The organism is Bacillus sp. RZ2MS9 (assembly GCF_001816185.2).
Classification (GTDB): Bacteria; Bacillota; Bacilli; order Bacillales; family Bacillaceae_G; genus Bacillus_A; species Bacillus_A cereus.
Map to the genome: position 1 here is coordinate 4,124,157 of NZ_CP049978.1, position 24,105 is coordinate 4,148,261.

Sequence of the window (24,105 nt, forward strand, 5' to 3'; positions counted from 1 at the left end):
TTGGTTTTAAATTTGATATCGAGTATCAATTTCAAGAATTATTAAGCTTTACTAAAGCTTAAATCCCTTACTACTTTTACTCTCAACTAGCTTTATGTTCAAGTCTCAGCTTATCCGCAACCATTGCGATAAACTCAGAATTCGTAGGTTTTGCTTTTGACATGGATACTGTATAACCGAATAAGGACGAAATAGAATCAATATTCCCACGGCTCCAAGCTACTTCAATTGCGTGACGAATTGCGCGCTCCACACGGCTTGCTGTTGTATTATATTTCTTTGCGATATCTGGATACAATACTTTCGTAATCGATCCTAATAATTCGATATCATTGTATACCATGGAGATTGCTTCTCGTAAATACATATATCCTTTAATATGAGCGGGTACACCAATTTCATGAATGATACTCGTAATACTCGCATCTAAGTTTTTCGGTTTTCCATCTACTGTTGTGGCTGATCGGAATGATGGTAGTGGACGCTTAATCATAGTGTTTGCTTTACCACTCACTTGACGAATATGACTCGTTAAATTCTCCATATCAAATGGTTTTAATATGAAATATGAGGCACCTAAGTCAACTGCTTTTTTCGTCACATCTTCTTGGCCAAATGCTGTCAACATAATTACGCTAGGCTGTTTTAACCTTTCAATATGTCGCATTTTCTCCAATACAGCTAAACCATCTAAGTGTGGCATAATAATGTCTAAAACGAGTACATCAGGTTGCTTATCTGTTAATAAGTTTAAACACTCTTGACCATTATAAGCAGTACCGATTACTTCCATATCATCTTGAGCGGCTACATAGCTCTCTAACATTGATACTAGTTCTTTATTATCATCCACAAGACATACTTTAATTTTCTCCACAGCTTTTCCTCCCTTACCGAATCGATTCTCCGACATGTGTATCCTTCTAGGCTACATGAATTGTTCGACAATTGTGTGAAAATTCCCTTTTAAAGTTTCTTACTTTCCGATAAAATCACAAAAAAATATGTTTATCGTTCATTTATTCCCTTTCGCAACACATTCCATCATAGAAATACAACGAAACGTTCAACCCTTTCCTTTTATTTTACAACAAAAAACACCTCTTGCGGAGCTTTTACAAAATTTCAACGAATTTTTCAACAGAAAAAGCGAGCTAATAATATATATTAGCTCGCTTTTTTCTCTTGATCATAAATATTAATTCCAGCTTGATGTAACATCCATTCAATATGAACACCATATCCTGATGTTGGATCATTTACAAATACATGTGTAACAGCACCAATTACTTTTCCATTTTGTACAATTGGACTTCCGCTCATTCCTTGTACGATACCGCCCGTTTTCTCTAATAGACGTTTATCTGTTACTTTTATTACCATACCCTTTGTAGCTGGGAATTTTTGCTGCACTGTACTAACAACTTCAATATCAAACGCTTCTACTTTATCTTGATCAATAACTGTTAATATTTTTGCCGGTCCTTCTTTTACTTGATGAGATAATGCGATAGGCATTGCTTTATCCATTATACCGTTTTTCATATTCGTATTTAATTTTCCAAAAATACCATATGGACTATTAATTGTAATATTGCCAATCACTTCACGGTCTGGTGAGAATCTTGCTAATTTCTCCCCTGGATTCCCATGACTACCTCTTTCAATTGATGTAACTGTCGAGCGCATAATTTGTCCATCTTCGACTTGAATCGGCTTTTTCGTATCATTATCAGAAATAACATGACCAAGTGCCCCATATTTCATAGAATCTGGATGAACAAATGTCATCGTTCCAATTCCAGCTGCCGAATCACGGATATACAAGCCAATTCGATAAGACGATTCACCGTTGTCTTTTTGTGGAGTTAGCTTCGTACGAATATATTTTCCATCTCTTAACAATACAAGATTAAGCGGTTCACCTGTTTCTCCACTATTATGAATAAACGGTGCTACATCACTCATTCTTTCAATTGTTTTACCATTAATTTCAGTAATCATATCTCCAATTTGTACACCTGCTGTTTCACCAGGAGATATTTTACCTTTTTCAGTTTGAATTAAATGATGGCCTACAACAAGTACACCTTTTGTATTTAATTTCACACCAATTGATTGTCCACCTGGAATCACTTTAAAATCTTTTAACACTTTCACATTTACTTTTTTCACTGGAAAACCAGCAAGCTGAAATACCATATCAGCTTCACCATTTTGATGAGAATTTACCATAAGTCCTTGTTTTTGTTCATTCGAACTCACTGTAAATACATGACGATTTGTGGATGAAGCTTTGAAAACTGGTAATGATGATATTTCTGATTGTTGCCCTTCAAAAACAACAAGTTGTTTCGGTGATGAAATAAACGTTCGAAGCGGTTTAAAACATCCAATAAAAACTAAAGAAACAAGGAGACAAAGACCTATTATTTTTCGAAATTTTTCTAATTTCAACTTGTTCACTCTCCTCGCTCCTACCCCACATTCAGCCTCTTGGCTTCACTTTTTAATCTCTCCTTGCAGTGCTTTATTTATAACCGGAAGAATTAAGAAATCGTCATTTGAGAAAAAAAGCTATCCATTACTGGATAGCCTCTGCTGTCTGTTTAAAATGATGCGCTTGCGTAAGTAATTCTTTCGCATGCTCTGTCGTTAAATCTGTGATTTCCACACCAGAAATCATTCGAGCTATTTCTGTTACTTTATCCTCCATAGTTAAAACAGTAACTGATGTAATTGTCCGATCATTCGCTACTTGTTTTCGAATAAATAAATGTGAATCTGCCATTGAAGCTACTTGAGGTAAGTGCGTAATACAAAGTACTTGCGAGTTTACTGATACTCGATAAATTTTTTCCGCAATAGCCTGTGCGACCCGGCCACTTACACCCGTATCCACTTCATCAAAAATAACAGATGCAACCCCTTGATGCTTAGAAAAAATGCTTTTTAAAGCTAAAATGATACGAGATAACTCTCCGCCAGAAGCAACCTTTGAAAGTGGTTTTAGCGGCTCTCCTGGGTTCGTTGAAATATAAAATTCCACATGATCGTAACCATCCGCCGTAAGTCTTACCGGCGCACCTTCCACAAGGGGCTCTTCTGCATTTCCTTCTCTCTTCATAATTCTCACTTCAAATTTCGTTTTTTCCATATATAATTCTTTTAATTCCTGATGAATTGCATTTGTAAGGTGTTCTGCAAGCTCATGACGCATATTACTTAACAACGTTGCTTCTTTCATAATAACACTTTCTAATTCCTTCAACTGTTTCTTCGTCGTTTCAATATGAACGTCTTTATTTTCAATCGTAAAAATTTCCTGTTCAATTTTATCAGCATACGCTAAAATCTCTTCTACATTATTTCCATATTTTCTCTTTAGCATACGAATTTCATTCAAACGTGTTTCGATTTCATCTAAACGATTTGGATCATATTCCATCATATCGAGCTTTTCCCTCAGTTGATAGGCAACCTCTTCTAATAAGTAATAGCTATTTGCAATTGAATCATGATTCTCTTGATACACTTCATCTAAATGTGTGATACTTTCCATTTGCCCCATTGCACTTCTTACATTATCTAATCCTTGTCCGTCGGCACTTAAAGAACGATATGCATCACCTAACGCTTTATAAATCTTTTCAAAATTAGAAATTTGCAATCGTTCCTCAGTTAATTCATTTTCTTCATCCATCTTTAAATCCGCCTTGCGAATTTCCTCGTGCTGAAATTGAATTAAATCTAAGCGATGTGCCATTTGTTGCTCATTTTCACTTAACGATTTCAATTGTTTTTTTAATTTTTCATAGTCAGCGTATACGTTTTGATATATGTCTAATTGTTTAACGATTCGATCCCCATCAAAGTGATCAAGCATAAACAGATGTCGTTCTTCATTCATTAAATCTTGCGTTTCGTGCTGTCCATGAATATCAACAAGTGTTTTCCCAATTTCTTTTAATATGCTAAGTGTAACAAGCTTCCCATTTACACGACATACACTCTTCCCGTTCGCAGCAATATCACGCTTTAAAATAATCATACCATCTTCTATTTCTATATCTAACTCTTCTGCCTTTTCAATACATGGATGCTTCTCATCTTCAACATAAAATAGCCCTTCAATCTCAGCCTTTTCTGTTCCATATCGAACAAATTCTGCTGACCCACGGCCACCTACAAGTAAACTAATTGCATCAATAATAATCGATTTTCCGGCCCCTGTTTCACCGCTTAAAACCGTTAAACCTTTTTGAAAAGAAATATTTAATGCTTCAATAATAGCAAAGTTTCTAATCGATAATTCCGATAACAATGCCCCATTCACCTCGTTATAAAATAATCCCTTACTAAAGGATTTTCTCAGTTCTTCATTCAAATAATCATGCTATATATTTGTATGTATATACTCTTCTAACCCGCTTCATTGTACCAAACATTTGTTTTACGGGTCAATCCATCTATTTTTTAACTTTATGCAAACAAAATATTATATTACAATTGAAAATTCATATTTTTAACCAATAAAAATATCTTGTTCACTTTCCACTTTACGATGGAAAGCAAACAAGATTTTTTGTTACAACATATTTAAGAAACGATCAGAGACAACACCTGTATCGTCAGGTGTACGGCAAATAATTAAGCAAGTATCATCACCACAGATGGTTCCGATGATCTCATCCCACTCTAAATGATCAATAAGTGCTCCAAGTGAATGAGCGTTACCAGGCAATGTTTTTAGCACAAGCATATGTCCTGCCGTGTCTAATTTTACAAATGAATCCACTAGATTTCGTTTTAATTTTTGTAACGGGTTAAATCGTTGATCTGCTGGCAAGCTATATTTATAGCGCCCATCATGTAATGGCACCTTCACTAAGTGCAGTTCTTTAATATCGCGCGATACTGTTGCTTGCGTTACATTAAATCCCTCATTACGTAAAATATCAACTAATTCATCTTGTGTTTCAATTTCTTTGTTTGCAATAATTTCCCTGATTTTAATATGGCGCTGACCTTTATTCATACATTTGCACCTCACACTATCTCTTACCATAGTTTAAACATTGGTATACTTCACTTATTTATGTTAACTTATAATTCGTTTCTTGTACACAATTGTTTTTACAATCATTATACAATTACAGCAAAAAGAGGAACAACATATGTTATTCCCCTTTCCCTTTTTGTTTTAGAACGTCATGCGCTTCTGTAACAACTTGCTCTATAGAAATCGGAGAATGATTTTCGCCATTCTCACGTTCACCATGCCATTTCAGATGAATTAAAAATTCAATATTACCATCCCCACCCGTAATTGGTGAGAATGTTAAACCTTCCACATCATAGCCTTCTTTTAAAGCAAACTCGACAATCATTTCTACAACAGCTTCATGTACTTTTCTATCACGAACGATACCTTTTTTCCCAACTTGCTCTCTTCCAGCTTCAAACTGCGGTTTAATTAACGCTGCTACATCTCCGTTAGGCATAAGCATTGTTTTTAAAACTGGCAGTATAAGCTTTAATGATATAAATGAAACATCAATACTTGCAAATTGAGGTAAACCACGTTCTAAGTCTGCTGGTGTCACGTAACGGAAGTTTGTTCGTTCCATTACAACAACACGCTCATCTTGACGTAATTTCCACGCTAGTTGATTGTATCCTACATCTAATGCATAAGATAATTTCGCTCCATTTTGAAGCGCGCAATCTGTAAAGCCACCAGTTGATGAACCAATATCTATCATAACTTTATCTTGTAAATCAAGATGAAATGTCTCTAATGCCTTTTCAAGTTTATAACCACCACGACTTACATACGGCATAACTTGTCCCTTCACCGTAATCTCAGTATCTTGCGAGATTTTCTCTCCTGGCTTATCAAGTCTCATCTCATTTGCATATACGAGTCCGGCCATAATGGCGCGCTTTGCTTTCTCACGCGTTTCTATAAGTCCTCGCTCTACTAATAGTACATCTACTCTTTCTTTTTTTACGCTCATTTGTTACGCCCTTTTTTGTTTTGATGGAATCATTGTATGAATACGGTCTACAACAGCATCTGTCGTTAAACCAATTTCTTCTAATAATTTTGTTACACTTCCGTGCTCTATGAAGCGGTCTGGAATACCCATCCGTTCAACTAATGCACTATGGTAACCATTTTCAGATGCAAATTCAACTACTCCTGTTCCAAAACCACCGATTAAACAAGCTTCTTCAATCGTTAAAATCGGTATATTCTTTCCTAGAAGATCATGTAAATATGCTTCATCCATTGGTTTAATAAAGCGAGCATTCACTACTTTCACTGAAACCCCAGCTTTTTCAAGACGCTCAGCTGCTTCCATTGCCATTGGTATTGTCGTACCAAACGTTAAAATAGCTGCTTGTGTCCCCTCTTTTAACGTCTCCCACGTACCGATTGGAATCGCCTTTAATTCTTTATCCATATGAACGCCAAGTCCATTACCGCGAGCATAACGCAATGCGATTGGTCCATCTTCATATTGCATCGCCGTATAAACTAAATGTTGCCCTTCATTTTCATCTTTCGGCATCATAAGCACCATATTCGGCAAGTGACGTAAGAATGAGATATCAAATACGCCTTGATGCGTTTCACCATCTGCTCCTACTAATCCCGAGCGATCTATTCCGATGAAAACATTTAAATTTTGGCGGCATATATCATGAACAACTTGGTCATATGCTCTTTGTAAAAATGTTGAATAAATCGCTAAGAATGGCTTCATTCCTTGCGTTGCCATACCTGCTGCCATTGTTGTAGCATGCTGTTCTGCAATACCTACATCAATCATACGATCTGGGAATTCTTTTTGGAATTTCTCAAGTTTTGATCCAACAGGCATTGCAGGTGTAATTGCTACGATACGCTCATCCGCTCTCGCTAGCTTAAGTACTGTTTCACTAACGACAGCACTCCATGCTGGTGCAACTTCTTTCGGCTTAACGAAGTCACCTGATTCAATTTTATAAGGTCCTGTTCCATGCCAAGTTCCAATAACGTCACTCTCAGCCGGTTTATAACCTTTTCCTTTTTTCGTAATAACGTGAACAAGCACTGGGCCTTTTGTTTTCTTTGCATATTGCAACGTTTCGAATAACTTTTCATAATCATGCCCATCGACTGGACCTAAATATGTAAAGCCTAACTCTTCGAAAAAGACACCAGATACTAGTAAATATTTAAGACTATCTTTTATTTTCTCTGCTGTCGCAGCCACTTTCCCGCCAACTGCTGGGATTTTCTTTAATATATACTCTAATTCATCTTTTACCCAGTGATATTTTCCTGCGGTACGTAAACGACCGAGCACATTATGAAGCGCACCAACGTTTGGTGCAATTGACATTTCATTATCATTCAAAATAACAATCATGTCTGTTTTTTCATGTCCAATATGGTTCAATGCCTCTAAAGCCATTCCGCCTGTTAAAGCACCATCTCCAATAATTGGTATAACATATTCTTTCGTTTTCTTTAAATCACGTGCCAGAGCCATTCCCATTGCAGCCGATAACGAAGTCGAGCTATGACCAGTTTCCCATACATCGTGCTCACTCTCGCAACGTTTCGGGAAACCACATAGACCTTGATATTGCCTTAATGTACCAAACTCTTTCGCACGTCCAGTTAAAATTTTATGTACATAGGATTGATGTCCTACATCCCATAAAAATTTATCTTGCGGGCTATCAAATAATTTGTGCAGAGCAATTGTGAGTTCTACTACACCTAAATTAGGTGCAATATGTCCACCTGTTTGAGAGAGCTCTTCAATTAAAAACTTACGAATATCCTCACTCAATCCCTCTAGTTCACTGATAGACATATCTTTCAAAAAACTAGGGTTTTGAATTTGCGTTAGATCCACATGGATCACTCACTTTCATTTCATAATCTGTCAACATGTCAAATATTATAAAAAACATTTACACAAAACAAGAAATTCTCTTTTCTATTTTTCGTCTTGTCCCGCTATTAACCAGTCTATTGCGCCCTAATCCTATTATAAACCATATTTCTTTAGGCGATGAAAAAAATAGCCGCTAACACGAAGTGATAACGGCAATGTAATCTACATATATTTTTGCCAATAACAAGAAAAGAAAAACCTTTTCCTACATTTATATCATAAAATGATGAATGACTCAACAAATGAAAACGCTGTTATATTAGTTATTACGTTTTGCAATCAAATCACAAATAGATAGTAAATATTCATCTTGTAATTGCAAGGAACTAATCGCACCTTTTGCTTCTGCAATTGTTTCTTCTAAAATATCCTTTGCTCTATCTACAGTAAACAACGTTGTATATGTGCTCTTTTCATTAGAAAGATCGCTACCAATCGGTTTTCCAATCTCTTCTTCAGTTCCTTCGACATCTAAAATATCATCTCGAATTTGGAAAGCTAGACCGATATATTTGGCAAACGTAAGCAACTTTTCTTCTTGCTCTTCTGTCGCATCAGAAAGTATCGCACCCGCAAGTACAGCAAATTCAAGCAGTTTTCCGGTCTTATGTTTATGGATGTACTCCAATTCATCAATCGTAAGGCGTTTCCCTTCAGCTTCCATATCTGCCACTTGTCCGCCAACCATTCCTTCTGGTCCTGCTGCTTTTGCAAGTTCAAGTACAAGTCTTACTTTTTTTTCGGCAGAAATTTCTTTTTGCTCATATGCCATAATAACTTGAAAAGCATACGTCAATAAGCCATCTCCTGCTAAAACTGCCATCGCTTCACCAAATACTTTGTGATTTGTGGGCTTTCCTCTTCTTAAATCATCATCATCCATACAAGGTAAATCATCATGAACTAATGAATATGTATGAATCATTTCAAGAGCACAAGCTGCACCTACTCCAAGATTTCTTTCTTTCCCAAACGCTTGTAATGTTGCAAACAAAAGTAACGGGCGGAGACGTTTTCCACCCGCTTCCAAAGAATATGCCATCGCTTCACGAAGTACATTTGGACATTGTAATTCATTTGCATAGCTTACAAGTTTTTCTTCTACGAAAGTTTTACTTTCTTTCAAAAAAGTATCAAAAGCAATCGTCACTATGCTTCATCTCCTAAAGCAGTAAACGGTTCAAGCTCTCCATCTTCCCCAAGAATAACTGCCATTTGTTCTTGTACATTCTTCAGCTTCTCATCACAAAGCTTAGATAATTCCATACCTTCTTTAAAATAAGAAATCGCTTCTTCTAAAGGTACGTCACCTTGTTCTAGCTTAGAAACAAGATGCTCAAGTTGCGAAATTGCCTCTTCAAAGCTTAATTTATTTTCCATTATTCAATTCACGCTCCTCTATGCCTGATACGCTACAATCTAGTATTCCATCTTGTAATTGAACTGAAACAGCATCTCCAAGGCTTACATCTTTCACACTTTTTAACACTTGCTTCTCTTCATCATATACAAGCCCGTACCCTCTCATCATTACTTTAAGCGGACTTAACGCTTCAAGTTTTTGAGCAGCTCTTACAAAGGCAAATTCTTTCGTTTGAAGTAACGTTTGCATTTCACGTTGTAATTGCTTTTGCAACGTTTCAACAGCTACCTTCGTTTGCATAATTTTTTGAGATGGGTGGTGCTTCTCTAAATAAAATGAAAGTTGCTTTAACTGATTCACCTTTTTATCAATATAGCGCTCTTTCGCTAAAACAAGCTGTTCTAGCGCTCTATCTAATTGCTCTTCCTTTTGCTCATATACTTGTCTTGGATAACGGAACGCATACGATTTTTGCAACACTTGTAGTTTTTCTTCTTTTTTATGTACTAACTCTCTCATTGCTCTTTGCAATCTCAGAGTTCTTTGTAATACCTTTTCTTGTAACTCTATAATGTTAGGTGCTGCCAGCTCAGCTGCTGCAGTCGGTGTTGGCGCGCGTAAATCTGCAACAAAATCTGCGATTGTAAAATCAGTTTCATGGCCTACTGCCGAAATAATAGGAATTTCACTCTTAAAGATTGCTCTTGCAACCATTTCCTCATTGAAAGCCCATAATTCCTCAATAGAACCTCCACCACGACCAACGATTAGTACATCTATCTCTCCCATTTCATTCGCTGTACGAATCGCTTGTACAATCGAGGGAGCCGCTGACTCCCCTTGTACAAGTACCGGAAATACAATAACATTCCCAATTGGATAACGACGTTTAATCGTTGTTATAATATCACGAATCGCTGCTCCTGTTGGCGACGTAATCACACCTATTGTTTTAGCGTAAGGAGGAATCGCTTTTTTATAAACTTGAGAAAAAAGTCCTTCTTCTTCTAAACGAACTTTTAACTGTTCGTACGCTAAATGTAAATTCCCGACTCCGTCAGGCTGCATGTCTTGAATATAAATTTGATAAGAACCACTCGCCTCGTAAACAGAGATTTTCCCTTTCACGAGTACCTTCATCCCATTTTCAGGTTTGAATTTAATATTACGATTATGGCCCGCAAACATAACCGCTGCGATTCTTGCATTTTCATCTTTCAATGTAAAATACATGTGGCCACGGCTATGATTTTTAAAGTTGGAAATTTCACCTTTTAACCAAACAGACTGCAAATGCGGATCATATTCTATTTTTGTTTTTATATAGCGTGTTAACGCTGTAACGGTTAAATATTGCTTCTCCATTTCTCTCTCCTCATAGCCGACTCAAATTATTTACAAACGACACCTGCACGTTTGGCAGATTCAACAGTATTATGAAGAAGCATTGTGATTGTCATTGGACCAACACCCTTTGGCACAGGTGTAATGTAACCCGCAACATCTAACACGTTGTCAAAGTCAACATCACCACAAAGTTTTCCTGTTTCTAAACGGTTAACACCAACGTCAATTACAACCGCTCCTTCTTTAATATAATCCGCTGTTATCATTTTAGGTCGTCCAACAGCTACGATTAAAATATCAGCTAACTTCGATAACTCTTTCATATTTTGCGTCTTAGAATGACAATATGTTACAGTGGCATTTTCATTTAAAAACAATTGTCCCACTGGTTTACCGACAATATTACTTCTTCCAATTACTACTACATGTTTTCCAGAAATATCAAGATTTGTTTCTTTTACTAATTCTACAATACCATGCGGTGTACATGGAAGGAATGTATCTTGTCCCGTCATCATACGTCCCACGCTGATTGGGTGAAATCCGTCTACATCCTTTTCTGGTGAAATTCTTTCAATGATAGCTTTTTCTTCAATATGTTTTGGTAAAGGTAATTGCACTAATATGCCATTAATACGGTCATCTCCATTTAAGCGATCGATTTCAGCAAGCAAACGTTCCTCAGTAATTGTTTCAGGAAGTTCAATTAGCTCTGAGTAAATCCCTACTTGTTCACAGCCTTTTTCTTTTCCTTTCACATAAGAACGAGATGCTGGATCTTCTCCAACTAAAATAACTGCTAATCCTGGTACAATACCTTGCTCTTTCAACTTCACAACTTCTTCTGTTAATTGTGCTCGTTTTTTCTCCGCAACTTCATTTCCTTTGATGATTACTGCTACCATTTTAAGATTCCCCCTTAAAGAATTTACAGTGTATCTTTTATATTAGATAAAACGCCGTTAATAAAACGACGAGATTCCTCATCCCCAAATGTTTTTGCAATTTCAATTGCTTCGTTAATTGTTACGTTGTGTGGAATTTCTTCCATGTACTTCATTTCATACACAGCTACACGTAAAATACTGCGATCAACAATACTAATACGCTCAAGCTTCCACTTTTTTAAGTTTTGACGAATCGCTTCATCGATTGCTTCTTTATTTTCTACAAAACCTACTACAAGTGACTCTAGAAACTCATTTGTTTCTTCGCCTTCATCCAGCGTGTTTTCCACTGCTACTTTCGGTTCTAATTCACCTGTAATATCCATTTGGTATAATGCTTGCATTGCTCTTTCTCTAGCCGTCCTACGTTTCATTGTAACTCTCCTTTATGCTTCAAGTCTTTCCTTATACTTTGTTATATTATTATAATTTATAAGCCGTCAATTCACTTACTCTTACAGTTTTCATTGATTTTCCAACCTTATAATACAATGATAATAACACAATTTATCGTTTCACACACGGGTTACAAGGCTGAAAAATAATAAAAAGATTAACTTCAAGTTCCATATCTTATCACAATGTACGTTTTTTGGAAAAACGACACATTTCCTTGTTTATTTCTTATTTTTTGAAATAGTATAATAATTAGAGGGTTGTAATTTGTGAAGAAATGAAACGATAAAAAAGATGCCTATGTTACTAGGCACCTTTTCATTCTTACACTGGTTCGATTTCTGTTTTTTGTGTTTCGAATGTTACGCCAACGATGTGAACATTCACTTCTTTTGGCTCAAGTCCTGTCATTGTAAAGAGTGCTTGGCGAATATTGTCTTGAATCTTTTGTGCAACAACTGGAATTGCTACACCAAAATACATTACAACATAAAGGTCAACGATAATATCTTCGTTTGCTAATTCAACCTTTACACCTTTACCATGATTTTTCTTACCTAACTTCTCAACAACATCTGTAGCAAAATTACCGCGCATTGCCGCTACACCTTCTACTTCAGCAGCTGCAATACCTGCAATTACTTCAATTACTTCTGGTGCAATTTCTACTTTACCAAGAGTTGTATCTTGACCCATATCTAACATATGTTCAGCCATGAAAAAAACCTCCTTTAATGTATCACTGCGTCACAAGTTCATGCTCTTCCAAAAATTTCGTATTAAACTCACCTTTTACAAAATCAGGATGATCTAGCAATTGCAAATGGAACGGGATTGTTGTATGTACGCCTTCAATGACAAATTCACTAAGTGCGCGCTTCATTTTTGCAATTGCCTCTTCACGTGTTTTTCCGTGAACAATTAATTTAGCAACCATCGAATCATAGAAAGGTGGGATTGAATATCCCGGATATACAGCTGAATCGACGCGAATACCAAATCCTCCTGGTGGTAAGTACATTTCTACTTTACCTGGAGATGGCATAAATTTTTTGGCAGGGTTTTCCGCATTAATTCGACATTCAATTGCCCAACCATTAAATTGTACTTCTTCTTGCTGTAACGATAACTTTTCTCCTGAAGCAACAAGAATTTGCTCTTTAATTAAGTCCATTCCCGTTACCATTTCAGTAACCGGATGCTCAACCTGAATTCTCGTATTCATCTCCATGAAATAAAAGGTTTTCGTTTTATATTCATAAATAAACTCAACCGTACCAGCACCTGTATAATCAACCGCTACCGCCGCTTTAACTGCCGCTTCACCCATCTGCTTGCGAATATCTTCATCAAGTGCAGGTGATGGACTTTCTTCTAGTAGTTTTTGCAAACGGCGCTGAATTGTACAATCACGCTCTCCTAAATGAATGGCATTTCCGTGTGTATCTGCCATTATTTGAATCTCAACATGGCGGAAATCTTCAACGTACTTTTCTAAGTATACACCAGGGTTCCCAAAAGCGGTACTAGCTTCTTGCTGTGTAATTTGAATTCCTTTTATAAGCTCTTCTTCATGGCGTGCAACACGAATACCTTTTCCACCGCCACCTGCAGTCGCTTTAATAATAACTGGATATCCAATTTGATTAGCAAGCTCGATCGCTTCTTCGGTATTTTTAATAATCCCTTGTGAACCTGGTACAATCGGAACCCCTGCTTCTTTCATTGTATCACGAGCAACGTCTTTTGTGCCCATCTTTGAAATAGCTTCTGGACTTGGACCGATAAAAATCAAGTTACATTCACGGCATAATTCTGCGAAATCTGCATTCTCTGCTAAAAATCCGTATCCCGGATGAATAGCATCGCAGCCTGTTAACTTCGCAACGCTAATAATGTTCGTCAAATTTAAATAGCTTTCTTTCGAAATCGTTGGTCCTACACAATACGCCTCGTCTGCAATCTGTACGTGAAGTGACTCTTTATCTGCTTCTGAATAAATTGCAACTGTTTCAATATCCATTTCTTTACAAGCACGAATAATTCGTACAGCAATTTCCCCACGATTGGCTATTAATACTTTTTTTATCATCACAAAGACTCCCTTATTACGCTTTTACAAGAAATAGCGGTTGTCCATACTCAACAAGCTGTCCGTTATTAACAAGAATTTCAACAATTTCGCCCTCTACATCAGCATCAATTTCGTTAAATAACTTCATAGCCTCGACAATACACACGATAGAATCTTTCGATACTCTATCCCCAACACTTACATATGGAGGTGTATCAGGCGAAGAAGAAGAATAGAATGTACCTACCATCGGTGATGTGATTTTATGTAGGTTTTCATTTTGAACAGCCTTCTTCTCTTCTTGTTTTGGCGCTTCTGCTTGTGCTGCTGCTACTTTCGTTTCAACTTCAACAGGCGCTACTGGTTGCATAGCTTGTTTTGCTGCAGGTGCTTGCACAGCAACAACTTCATTACCACGCTTTTTCATTTTGATTGTTGTACCGTCTTTTTTGTATTCAAATTCATCAATATTAGAGCTATCAATTAATTTAATTAATTCGCGAACTTCTTGAATTTTAAACATGTAAAATCCACTCCCATACTCTTGTTTGTCCCGTTTTTACAGATTCTCGTCACGAAAACTAGATTGACTGTAAAAATACGATGTATTCTATTAGAAAATATATTTCATTAACTAATAGAAATATTTACTATTTCCATCTTACGATAAATTTTTTAAACATTCCAATTTATATTTCTTTATAATAAATCGAAACTCCTGTAAAAATATTATTCCAATAAAAATTTAATACCTAGTAATAATACCAAGTTTCACACGAAATTGGCAAGACCACTTCTTAAAAAACATTCACTACTTTTTCAAAACGTTACACAGCAAACATGCCATTCCCTCTTCACCACACCTATAGTCAATAACATATTTTTACCAAATATTTTTTTTTTGTTTACACACCGTTCATCATTCCTTCATATAAGAATAGTATGTTCAAAGTGTAGAAAATATATTGTGTCGAGGTGTGGAAATATGATATGGCTCATTCTCTTTTTACCTGCTGTAATCGTTTGGGCATGCGTTCTTTGCATCCACGTCAAATCCGGAAAAAGTAATCATCAGTACCATGAACCATTAATCTTTTACTCACAACGTGTTTCTCCATTCCGAGCTGAACATAGTAAAAATAATTACAAAGACGCAATAGAAAAAAGCTATCGAAAATGATAGCTTTTTTCTATTCACACGTACTTACATACTCTTTTTACTATTTGCATACCCTTTGCTTAGTAAAAGATAATAATCCGTAGGGAAATCCCTACGGATTAAAGTTTCACTTATTTCGCTGGTGGATCAAATTTCACACCTACATCTTTTGATCCGCCTTCACTTCTTACAAGTTGAATAATTTTATTTGCTTCTTTCTGTGAATGTTTTGCCGCTTTAACCGTTACTCTAATATCAGTACCATCAGCTCTTACAAGAGCATCTGGATATCCTCCTTGAGATTTAATTACTGTCTCAAGTAATTCTTGCTTCGTTTCCATTGTCGTAATGGCATCAAAATTTTCTTTCGCTTTATTCTTTTCTGTTGCTGAAGCTTTTGTTGAACTCATCACTTCTTGTAATTTTGCTTTTTGTTCACTACGCTGATCTTCCATTTGCATACGTAAAGCTGTGAAATTCTCATCACTTGATTGAACTGATACATTGCCCTCTTTTTTACTTGTTTCTTTTTTTGCATTTTCTTTTTTGTCTGTTTCTTTATTTGTTGTTTCTTTGCTTATATTTTCTTTTTTCGGAGTTTCTTTAGGTGCTTCGTTTGTTACTGCTTTATCAGTACCTTGTTTTTCTTGTCCAATCTTTTCACCTGTTGCTGGCGATGCTGTATTCATTTTGTCAGGAGTTGTCACGTAATACACAGATAGTACAACAACTAAACTTAACATCGTTAATAACCAAACTGTTTGTTTTTTTAACACTTTATTTCCTCCCTATCAATTTTTCGGTGAAACTGAAACGCGATGGGCCGGTACATCTAGCAGCCTTATCACAGCTTCTTTTACCATTGCTTTAACTTGTATATTATCCACTCCCTTTGCTACGACAAGAACACCACGTACTTTCGGCTTCTCTGTTCGTAAAACAACAGGAGTTTCTTTATCCCCTTCACGTATAATGACAGTCTTTTCATCAAGAGACTCGTCCTCTACTTCTCTCTTACCGCCTGTTTTATCTGTTTCACCTGTTGTTTGTGAGCGTTTCACTGTATTTTTTTCTAAAATTTTTTCTTCAGATGAATCTAAATTCACTTTAATCGTTACGTCTTTTACTCCTGCTATTTCTTCTAAAGCAGTTTTTAATTCTTGTTCATACGCTTTTTCATATTTTTCTACATTTGACATACTATCATTACTTTTTTGTCCGAAAGTTGGTACGTCTTTTTCTTGGTTTTGAGTTTTTTGTTCTTTAAATACAGGTACTTCTTCTTTTTTACTTGAAAAGAGACTACTAGAAAACATAAGCAAAATTCCAAGTATGAGTAGGACAAGTAAAAACTTAGGTGTTACCTTTTTACCCTTCTCGTTGCTTTCTTTTTGATCCCCATTCAATAAGTTTCGAAAAAATGAGAACTTCGAATTTTTATCTTTATTGTCCATTTACTCTACCTGTCCTCCCTTCCATTTGAACTTGGATTTGTTTACCCTCTAGTTGCCACCTGCTTGAAAAGAAATCTTTCATTTCTACATTCGTTTCTTCCACTTTTTTTGGAGGCTCTTTCGTGTTAATTTCAATTGGCTTTACTGTTTCGATTGCATCATTTTTACTACGTTCTTTTTCTTTCAACGTCACAACAACAGATTGAATATCTTTCGCTGACTTTACTTCTTCTATATTTTCTGCTGCGACTATTTGTATTTCAGAGACAGCCATACCATACTTTTTCTCAAACTCTTTTCCTACTTCTTTTTTCATTTTGGTAGCCATCTCTTCTAAACTATATGCACGTGTTAGAGCTTGTATTTCTTTTTTCTTCGAATCTATTGAATTTTTTACAGATCCTTCTGCTACGTACTTTTCTTCATTAAAATTTGCAATTACTTCATTTACATCTGTCTGCAATAGTTTAAAAAGGGGTGTTAAAATTAATACGACTAACAAAAGACTTACAACAAATTTAACGTATTTTTGCAAATTCGAATTTGGAAGAATAAGATGAAGCATTGTCGCTAAGAGCAAAAAAACGATAATATTTCTGATCCACTCTGTAACAAATTGCATACTCTTCACCTCCTACCGCATCATAAGTGTAATATTCCCCGCAGCAATAATAATTGTAATACTTAAAAAGAACATAAATGATACGATAGCTAAGCAAGCAAATACGTAAATGATGCTTCTTCCAATAATGTCTAAACATTGAATAATTGCTCCGCCGCCAACCGGTTGTAATACTGCTGCTGCGAATTTATAAATAAATGCAATACAGAAAATTTGAATCGCAGGAAAAGCAACAATTAAGCATAAAATGACGAGCCCAATAATTCCGACTGTGTTTTTCAATAATCCTGATGCGCTAATAACAGTATCTGCCGCTTCCGTAAACATCCTTCCAACTACTGGAATGAAGTTTCCTGTTACAAATTTAGCAGTTTTCACAGCTATGCCATCAGCAACGGCTGTCGCTGTTCCTTGTACAGATAATACCCCTAAAAAAATCGTTAAGAAGATCCCGATAATCCCAACGCTAACGTTTTGCAGAAGCTTGGACAATTTTGTAACTTTATATTGATCACTCATTGTACTTACAATACTTAATATCGTTGCCAGTAATAAAAGCGGTAGAACGATATAATTCATAAGAAGCCCGCTTGTATTCATTAAGAAAATGATAATCGGATGAAAAAAAGATACAGATACAACCCCGCCACCAGTCGCTATAAGCGCCAATAAAATTGGCAATAGCGCTAATATGAAATCTACCATTGTTTGTATCGTTTCTCTTGCATATGTCATAACGACATAAAAACTATTTAAAGCAAAAATAATAAGTACCATATATACAACAGCATCAGCAATTTTACTTACACTACTTTTTGAAAAAGCGGATTGCAGTGATTGCAACAATGCACTAAAGATTGTGAGCATAATGAGTGTGCCAAGCAGTTTTCCATTAGCTGCAAGCTCATGAAATAAATATTTTAATAACCCTATCATCCACTCTTTTAGAGAGAATTCTTTTTCTCCCTTTACAAACTCCATAAAACTCCCTTTTTGACTCTCTGGCAAATAGCCACCATATTTTGTAACAAGCCCGTCCCAAAATTGCTTCACATCTTCAATTCCGAGCTTATCCAATTGTTGATCAACGACGTTTGTTTCTACAGGAGAAGCTTGTACAACAACCGGTAAAGAAAAGAAAAGGAAGCAAGCAAATAGCAGCTTAGCTCCAAACCTCCTCAACATTCACTCCCCCTTATCCCGTCGGTAAAAATCCGAGAATAGTTTCAATTACAACCGTCAAAATAGGAATTGCCATAACGAGAATTAAGATTTTCCCAGCAAGTTCAATTTTCGAAGCGATGGCACCTTGACCAGCATCTTTTGTAATTTGAGCTCCAAACTCGGCAATATAAGCAATTCCAATAATTTTTAGTAACGTTTCCACGTAGACGTTGCTAACTTTCGCTTCACTCGCTACTCTCTCAATCATTTGTAAAATAGAATGAATTTGATCGATTAAAATAAGAAACATCACGCTACCTACGAACACAATAAATAAAGATGTAATACTAGATTTATGCTGGTTCAAAACAGCAGCTAAAAACGTAGCAACGAGGCCTAATCCGACAATTTGTATAATTTCGATTCGAACCGCCTCCTTTACTGGAAGAGAAAGACACTTTTAATCTTGTCGAATAGCGTATTAATTAAAAATGCAACATGAAATAAAATGACGACAAAACCGACAAGGATAACCCAATTTGCAATATCCTCACGCTTCAATTCTTTTAGTACAGTATGAATGAAAGCTAAAACAATGCCGATTCCGGCGATTTGAAATATTAATCCAACATCAATGGACATCGCCTTTCTCCCCCCTATAGCAGTAAAATTACAATAAGTAGCCCTGCTAGTACCCCTAAGCTCTTAATCATTTTTTCGTATTGCAGTTGTAAAGCTTTCGCTTCCTCTTCTTCTCTCTCCAAATGTGTAATACATAAGCGAATATGTTTTTGTTGTGATTCACGATCATGTTGCCCGAGCGTTTCACCAAATTGCTGCAGTATTTCATACTCGGTTTGTTGAAAAGCCGTCAACTTCCAATTCTCTTTCAAACTATCTATCCAAGCTTCCCTTACTGTTTGTTCTCCACTTTCTAGTTTTTTAGCGAAACTTTGAAATATCCAATTTAATGGCTTTGGCATTTGTTTAACTAATCGCTCGGCAGCCTCAGATAAAGGTGTGTGTCCATACATAATTTCTGCCTCTAATGATTGAAGTGCTGATTTTAATAACCTAAGTTGCCTCGGTCTCTCACTGTATCTTTTAGCGTACGAAAACCCGAAAAAGGTGCTGACCGCAACGATTAACACTGCACCAAATATTTTCACCATACGCCCTCAGCCTTTCTATTTGATAACACTGGTTTTCCATATTTATCTTTCACCTGCATAACCGTTCCTGGACCCCTCGCTTTTGACAACTCCACAAACCTATCAAATATACCAAGCTCTAGCACTGCCTTGAGCGATGGACGTCTCACAACATCCTCATAGGAAAATCCGTGTGCGCTTATAAAAAGCTGGACACCTGCATGCACTGCCTCCATAATTGCTTCACTATCTTCTTTACGGCCAATTTCATCTACGATCAAAATATCAGGACTCATAGAACGAATCATCATCATCATTCCTTCTGCCTTTGGACATGCGTCTAACACATCGACTCGGGTACCAAAATCATATTGCGGGATCCCTTTCACACAACCAGCAATTTCTGACCGTTCATCAACGATCCCCACTTTACAGGAAGGAATTTCCGAAGCACTTACCCCTTGACTCATGCAACGTGCTACATCTCTTAAGAGTGTCGTTTTTCCCGTTTGGGGAGGGCCAATTACCATCGTGTTTAACCACCTTTTTTCATACAAATATGGCAAAAGCGGTTCAGCAATCCCTATTTTTTGACGAGCAATACGAATATTAAAGGAAGAGACATCACGAATCATTTTCACTGCGCTTTTTTCTGTAATGACTTTTCCTGCTAACCCGATTCTATGCCCTCCGCGAAGCGTCACATACCCACGTTTTAATTCCTCTTCCATCGTATAAATTGAGAATTGACTTAACTTATTCAATAAGTAAATAGCATCCTCTGCAGTAGTGATATAGTCATAAAAAAACACCTTTCCGTGTGCAATACACTCTAGCGGCCTTCCAATTCGAACGCGAATTTCCTCTAAAGCATCGTATTGCTTACATTCTTCAATTAAGTACTTCATCATTTTTGGTAAAACTTCTAATACCTCTTTCATCGGCTTCTCCCCACTATACTCGACTTACTATTTCAGTAATGCGATAAAAATACAGCAAATTCCAAGCGCTAGAAAAAAGAGCTTCAAGAAAGAAATTTCACTTGCTACACTCGCTATCCCAATTGTCATTGTTAAAATTAATACGGTAGGTCCAACAAACGCCAACATACCATTTATAAACAACGCTTTCTTCGCATCATTCACATAAAGCATAAGCAAAGCAGCAAATATCTCCGCACTACCTGAAAATAATCGAAGTGCCCCCATAACAAGCACGGATGTTTCCATTGCCGCTAGCCACTGTTTCATTCTTCCACCTTCTCCCGTAACAGTTACTAACTTCGTATTCTAAAAAAGAATATATTTGTACAACCATATGCAGAGGTTGTCTATTTCAGAAGTAAAAACATAATTTTTCTCTAAAGTCTGAATTACAATCTGAATATTCATGTTATTTCATGGTATATTATGGTACATTTAGTTTAAAAGAGGTTTAAACCATGCAGCACGTCACTTTATTACCACTAGATTTATGCTATACAAATGTGATTTTCGAGCTATCAAGTGATCCACATATAAAAAATGCATTGGGGATAACGGTAGAAAACATCGAAGACACGAAAACATTTCTTCTTTTCGCAATAGACGAAGAGCGTCAAAAGAAATCCTTATCGAGAATGATTGTGAATGAAGAAAATGAAATAATTGGCCTCACCACACTTAAACATATTAATAATGAGAAAAAGCAATCTCACATTGGTAGTTGGCTCGGCTATCCGTACTGGGGAAAAGGCTATAACGAGGCTGCTAAAAAAGAAATCTTTAAAATCGCCTTTTTAGACTTACAACTTTCCTACGTATTTGCTGGTGCTAAAACGAATAATATCCGCTCTTTAAAAGCACAAGAAAAACTACCTTATATTTCATTGCATGTGGAAAACAAGTTTCCAGACGAACACGCTGCACTAGAGAAAGAAGTAAAGTCACCTTGCTCTCTGCATGTCGTGTCACGTGAAAATTTTTTAAACTGGTTGAAATTACAGAATGAGGGGGAAAAATATGAAGGCATTGAAAGTTAGTTTAACCGTTGTAGTAGAATTAGCTCTTATTTATCTTTTTTCATTATTGGTCGGTTGGTCATTTATAGAGACCTTTTTCCTTGGTAGTTTAGCAATATTTGCAATTATGTGGTTAATTATTATGAGTAACCATAGAAATAACATTACAGATCACGCAATAAGTAAAACATTAACTGGCGTTGAGACTGGCGAAATAAAACCATTTCAAATTGTTTTGACTCCATCTATTATGGGTACTCTTTCACTTGTTTTAGTCAGTTTTATAATAACAGCTATTTACTATCTACCCTATTTCCTATAAAAAAAGCACTCGTGAATTATCACGAGTGCTTTTCTACTATGCACGAGAAACGTATTTACCTTCACCAGTGTTGATGATAAGCATTTCGCCTTCGTTAATGAAGATTGGTACTTGTACAACAAGACCAGTTTCTAATGTAGCTGGTTTTGTTACGTTAGAAGCAGTATCACCTTTAATACCAGGCTCTGTTTCTGTAACTTGTAATTCAACTGTGTTTGGAAGTTCAACACCAAGTACTTCGCCTTGGTAAGTCATGATTGCTACTTCCATGTTTTCTTTTAGGAATTTAAGCTCGCGCTCGATTTGTTTTTCACCAAGTTCGATTTGCTCATAAGTTCCGTTATCCATAAATACGTGAGCCTCACCGCTTGCGTATAAGTATTGCATACGACGGTTTTCGATGTGTGCTTTTTCTACTTTCTCACCTGCACGGAATGTTTTCTCTTGAACAGAACCTGTGCGAAGATTACGTAGTTTAGAACGAACGAATGCAGCACCTTTACCTGGCTTTACGTGTTGGAAATCAAGTACTTGCCAAAGGGCATTGTCCACTGAAATTGTTAAACCTGTACGAAAATCGTTTACTGAAATCATGTAAAAAAATCCTCCTGTGTATTACAAAATAATAAGTTCTTTTGGTGATTTCGTAATTACTTCATTACCTTCACTTGTCACAATGATATCATCTTCAATACGTACGCCGCCAATACCTGGAATATAAATACCTGGTTCTACTGTTACAGCCATACCTGGTTCAAGTACTGTATGAGAACGGAACGCTAAACCTGGTGCTTCATGGATTTCAAGACCTATTCCATGACCAGTAGAGTGTCCAAAGTATTCACCATATCCTTTTTCCGTTATGTAGTCACGCGTTAGCGCATCAGCCTCGCGACCTGTTAAACCAGCTTTAATACCGTTCACACCACGTAGTTGTGCTTCTAAAACGATATTATAAATTTCTTTTAATTTATCAGATGGTTCACCGACTGCAATCGTACGAGTAATATCAGAGCAATATCCTTTGTAATAAGCGCCGAAGTCTAATGTAACGAAATCTCCTGTTTCTATCACTTTTTCAGATGCCACGCCGTGCGGTAATGCCGAACGAAGACCTGAAGCAACGATAATATCAAACGAAGAAGATGTTGCTCCTTGTTTTCTCATGAAAAATTCAAGTTCATTTGACACTTCAATTTCAGATACTCCCGGGCGAATGAATGATAGAATATGCTCAAAGGCAGCATCTGCAATCTGTGCAGCTTCCTTTAATATCTTAATCTCTGAATCAGTCTTTATCAAGCGTAACTTTTCTACAAGTCCAGAAGTCGGGATAAATTCAGCATCAATCGCTTCCTTATGCACTGAATAAGAACTATATGTAAGAGTATCTTGCTCAAAACCAAGCTTTTGAATTCCAAGCTCTTTCACTTGCTTTGCCACTTCATCAATGATCAATCCTGCGTGCTGTACAACCTCATATCCAACCGCTTGTTTACTTGCCTGCTCGACGTAACGGAAATCTGTAATAAATTGAGCACGATCTTTTGAAATAAGAACAACGCCTGCTGTTCCTGTGAAGTTAGCCATATATCTACGACTATGTTCATTTGTTAACAAAATACCGTCAATACCAGCCTCATCAAATGCACTTCGTAATCTTTCAATTTTCTCCATTACTTTATGCCTCCCTCAATTTCTCCATTAATGCAAATAACGCTAACTTATAGCCATAAAAACCAAATCCTACAATTTGACCTGCACAAACAGCTGCCGTCACAGATTCATGACGGAACGATTCACGCTGATGAATGTTAGAAATATGTACTTCAATAACAGGAATCGAAATGCTCGCAATGGCATCACGAATCGCATAGCTATAATGCGTAAATGCTCCCGGATTTAAAATGATCCCTTCATATATATCTTCCGCTTCATGAATAATGTCGATAATGGCACCTTCATGATTCGATTGGAAACATTCTAACTCCACTCCCATTGTTTCTGCTTCTTGCTTCATATCTGCTTCAAGTGTCGTTAGCGTGCCCTTTCCATATACATTTACCTCACGAACACCGAGGCGATTTAGGTTAGGACCGTTTACGAGGAGTAACTTTTTCATATTCTTAAAACTCCTTAATATTAAATA

The 24,105-nt window shown here is 36.5% G+C and carries 29 protein-coding genes; 3 read left to right on the top strand and 26 right to left on the bottom strand.

Annotated features, from left to right (window positions below; all coding sequences use genetic code 11):
* Positions 1–82: 82 nt before the first annotated feature.
* The 14 genes from spo0A to accB form a co-directional block, all read right to left on the bottom strand.
* On the bottom strand, positions 83–877 hold the full coding sequence (gene spo0A, locus BHV55_RS20925) for a sporulation transcription factor Spo0A (RefSeq protein ID WP_021727703.1): 795 nt from the start codon (positions 875–877) through the stop codon (positions 83–85).
* Positions 878–1,167: 290 nt separating this feature from the next.
* Entirely contained in the window at positions 1,168–2,466 is a 1,299-nt protein-coding gene (gene spoIVB, locus BHV55_RS20930) for a SpoIVB peptidase (RefSeq protein ID WP_002098091.1), read from the bottom strand.
* Positions 2,467–2,584: 118 nt separating this feature from the next.
* Positions 2,585–4,324, bottom strand: a complete 1,740-nt coding sequence (gene recN / locus BHV55_RS20935; RefSeq protein WP_000947765.1) for a DNA repair protein RecN — start codon at positions 4,322–4,324, stop codon at positions 2,585–2,587.
* A 264-nt stretch (positions 4,325–4,588) separates the two neighbouring features.
* Positions 4,589–5,038 (bottom strand): arginine repressor ArgR, encoded by a 450-nt coding sequence (argR, locus tag BHV55_RS20940; RefSeq protein ID WP_001032580.1) that lies wholly within the window; start codon positions 5,036–5,038, stop codon positions 4,589–4,591.
* A gap of 142 nt (positions 5,039–5,180) precedes the next feature.
* Complete coding sequence (locus tag BHV55_RS20945; RefSeq protein ID WP_000111874.1) at positions 5,181–6,020, bottom strand: TlyA family RNA methyltransferase; 840 nt, start codon at positions 6,018–6,020, stop codon at positions 5,181–5,183.
* 3 nt (positions 6,021–6,023) lie between these two features.
* On the bottom strand, positions 6,024–7,916 hold the full coding sequence (gene dxs, locus BHV55_RS20950) for a 1-deoxy-D-xylulose-5-phosphate synthase (protein ID WP_000366454.1): 1,893 nt from the start codon (positions 7,914–7,916) through the stop codon (positions 6,024–6,026).
* Between the two features lie 301 nt (positions 7,917–8,217).
* Positions 8,218–9,108: a (2E,6E)-farnesyl diphosphate synthase gene (gene ispA / locus BHV55_RS20955; RefSeq protein ID WP_000150374.1), complete on the bottom strand. Its 891-nt coding sequence runs from the start codon at positions 9,106–9,108 to the stop codon at positions 8,218–8,220.
* On the bottom strand, positions 9,108–9,338 hold the full coding sequence (gene xseB, locus BHV55_RS20960) for an exodeoxyribonuclease VII small subunit (protein ID WP_000428423.1): 231 nt from the start codon (positions 9,336–9,338) through the stop codon (positions 9,108–9,110). The genes ispA and xseB overlap by 1 nt, the downstream gene beginning before the upstream one ends.
* Positions 9,328–10,686 carry an exodeoxyribonuclease VII large subunit gene (gene xseA / locus BHV55_RS20965; RefSeq protein ID WP_000415249.1) on the bottom strand — a complete coding sequence of 453 codons (1,359 nt, stop codon included), beginning with the start codon at positions 10,684–10,686 and terminating at the stop codon, positions 9,328–9,330. The genes xseB and xseA overlap by 11 nt, the downstream gene beginning before the upstream one ends.
* A 26-nt stretch (positions 10,687–10,712) precedes the next feature.
* Positions 10,713–11,573, bottom strand: a complete 861-nt coding sequence (gene folD / locus BHV55_RS20970; protein WP_000226732.1) for a bifunctional methylenetetrahydrofolate dehydrogenase/methenyltetrahydrofolate cyclohydrolase FolD — start codon at positions 11,571–11,573, stop codon at positions 10,713–10,715.
* A 23-nt stretch (positions 11,574–11,596) separates the two neighbouring features.
* Positions 11,597–11,989 (bottom strand): N utilization substance protein NusB, encoded by a 393-nt coding sequence (nusB, locus tag BHV55_RS20975; RefSeq protein WP_000830247.1) that lies wholly within the window; start codon positions 11,987–11,989, stop codon positions 11,597–11,599.
* 346 nt (positions 11,990–12,335) lie between these two features.
* Positions 12,336–12,728, bottom strand: a complete 393-nt coding sequence (locus tag BHV55_RS20980) for an Asp23/Gls24 family envelope stress response protein (RefSeq protein WP_000807630.1) — start codon at positions 12,726–12,728, stop codon at positions 12,336–12,338.
* A gap of 22 nt (positions 12,729–12,750) precedes the next feature.
* On the bottom strand, positions 12,751–14,103 hold the full coding sequence (accC, locus tag BHV55_RS20985) for an acetyl-CoA carboxylase biotin carboxylase subunit (RefSeq protein ID WP_000592870.1): 1,353 nt from the start codon (positions 14,101–14,103) through the stop codon (positions 12,751–12,753).
* 16 nt (positions 14,104–14,119) lie between these two features.
* Positions 14,120–14,608 carry an acetyl-CoA carboxylase biotin carboxyl carrier protein gene (gene accB / locus BHV55_RS20990; protein WP_000472859.1) on the bottom strand — a complete coding sequence of 163 codons (489 nt, stop codon included), beginning with the start codon at positions 14,606–14,608 and terminating at the stop codon, positions 14,120–14,122.
* Between the two features lie 462 nt (positions 14,609–15,070).
* Between accB and BHV55_RS20995 the strand changes: the two genes are divergently transcribed.
* Entirely contained in the window at positions 15,071–15,265 is a 195-nt protein-coding gene (locus BHV55_RS20995) for a hypothetical protein (protein ID WP_002101315.1), read from the top strand.
* A gap of 110 nt (positions 15,266–15,375) precedes the next feature.
* On the opposite strand, the gene BHV55_RS21000 is transcribed toward BHV55_RS20995, so the two are convergent.
* From BHV55_RS21000 to BHV55_RS21040, 9 genes are read right to left on the bottom strand one after another with little or no spacing between them, the layout of a single operon-like run.
* Positions 15,376–16,020: a SpoIIIAH-like family protein gene (locus BHV55_RS21000; protein WP_070756947.1), complete on the bottom strand. Its 645-nt coding sequence runs from the start codon at positions 16,018–16,020 to the stop codon at positions 15,376–15,378.
* A gap of 15 nt (positions 16,021–16,035) precedes the next feature.
* Positions 16,036–16,698: a stage III sporulation protein AG gene (gene spoIIIAG / locus BHV55_RS21005; protein ID WP_000368890.1), complete on the bottom strand. Its 663-nt coding sequence runs from the start codon at positions 16,696–16,698 to the stop codon at positions 16,036–16,038.
* Complete coding sequence (spoIIIAF, locus tag BHV55_RS21010) at positions 16,688–17,320, bottom strand: stage III sporulation protein AF (RefSeq protein WP_001161033.1); 633 nt, start codon at positions 17,318–17,320, stop codon at positions 16,688–16,690. Before spoIIIAF ends, spoIIIAG begins: the two co-directional genes overlap by 11 nt.
* A gap of 12 nt (positions 17,321–17,332) precedes the next feature.
* Positions 17,333–18,505 carry a stage III sporulation protein AE gene (gene spoIIIAE, locus BHV55_RS21015; RefSeq protein WP_000946110.1) on the bottom strand — a complete coding sequence of 391 codons (1,173 nt, stop codon included), beginning with the start codon at positions 18,503–18,505 and terminating at the stop codon, positions 17,333–17,335.
* A 10-nt stretch (positions 18,506–18,515) separates the two neighbouring features.
* A complete protein-coding gene (gene spoIIIAD / locus BHV55_RS21020; protein ID WP_077393170.1) occupies positions 18,516–18,899 on the bottom strand; it encodes a stage III sporulation protein AD in 384 nt (127 codons plus the stop codon).
* Positions 18,900–18,922: 23 nt separating this feature from the next.
* Entirely contained in the window at positions 18,923–19,126 is a 204-nt protein-coding gene (gene spoIIIAC / locus BHV55_RS21025) for a stage III sporulation protein AC (protein WP_000020914.1), read from the bottom strand.
* A 14-nt stretch (positions 19,127–19,140) separates the two neighbouring features.
* Positions 19,141–19,656 (bottom strand): stage III sporulation protein SpoIIIAB, encoded by a 516-nt coding sequence (gene spoIIIAB / locus BHV55_RS21030; RefSeq protein WP_000238702.1) that lies wholly within the window; start codon positions 19,654–19,656, stop codon positions 19,141–19,143.
* Positions 19,650–20,576 carry a stage III sporulation protein AA gene (gene spoIIIAA / locus BHV55_RS21035; RefSeq protein ID WP_070756948.1) on the bottom strand — a complete coding sequence of 309 codons (927 nt, stop codon included), beginning with the start codon at positions 20,574–20,576 and terminating at the stop codon, positions 19,650–19,652. Before spoIIIAA ends, spoIIIAB begins: the two co-directional genes overlap by 7 nt.
* A 27-nt stretch (positions 20,577–20,603) precedes the next feature.
* Positions 20,604–20,885: a YqhV family protein gene (locus tag BHV55_RS21040; protein ID WP_000816050.1), complete on the bottom strand. Its 282-nt coding sequence runs from the start codon at positions 20,883–20,885 to the stop codon at positions 20,604–20,606.
* Between the two features lie 191 nt (positions 20,886–21,076).
* Between BHV55_RS21040 and BHV55_RS21045 the strand changes: the two genes are divergently transcribed.
* Positions 21,077–21,655: a GNAT family N-acetyltransferase gene (locus BHV55_RS21045; protein WP_001164984.1), complete on the top strand. Its 579-nt coding sequence runs from the start codon at positions 21,077–21,079 to the stop codon at positions 21,653–21,655.
* Positions 21,636–21,956 carry a hypothetical protein gene (locus BHV55_RS21050; protein WP_000645695.1) on the top strand — a complete coding sequence of 107 codons (321 nt, stop codon included), beginning with the start codon at positions 21,636–21,638 and terminating at the stop codon, positions 21,954–21,956. The genes BHV55_RS21045 and BHV55_RS21050 overlap by 20 nt, the downstream gene beginning before the upstream one ends.
* A 36-nt stretch (positions 21,957–21,992) precedes the next feature.
* Here BHV55_RS21050 and efp read toward each other — a convergent pair whose 3' ends face one another.
* Genes efp through aroQ form a run of 3 tightly spaced genes read right to left on the bottom strand, consistent with a single transcriptional unit; the run spans position 21,993 to position 24,078 of the window.
* Positions 21,993–22,550, bottom strand: coding sequence for an elongation factor P (efp, locus tag BHV55_RS21055; RefSeq protein ID WP_000626516.1), 558 nt, complete (start codon positions 22,548–22,550; stop codon positions 21,993–21,995).
* 21 nt (positions 22,551–22,571) lie between these two features.
* The gene (pepQ, locus tag BHV55_RS21060) at positions 22,572–23,633 is read right to left on the bottom strand and encodes a Xaa-Pro dipeptidase (RefSeq protein ID WP_000411041.1); all 1,062 of its coding nucleotides are present in this window, start codon (positions 23,631–23,633) and stop codon (positions 22,572–22,574) included.
* A 4-nt stretch (positions 23,634–23,637) separates the two neighbouring features.
* The gene (gene aroQ, locus BHV55_RS21065; protein ID WP_000735147.1) at positions 23,638–24,078 is read right to left on the bottom strand and encodes a type II 3-dehydroquinate dehydratase; all 441 of its coding nucleotides are present in this window, start codon (positions 24,076–24,078) and stop codon (positions 23,638–23,640) included.
* Positions 24,079–24,105 lie beyond the last annotated feature (27 nt).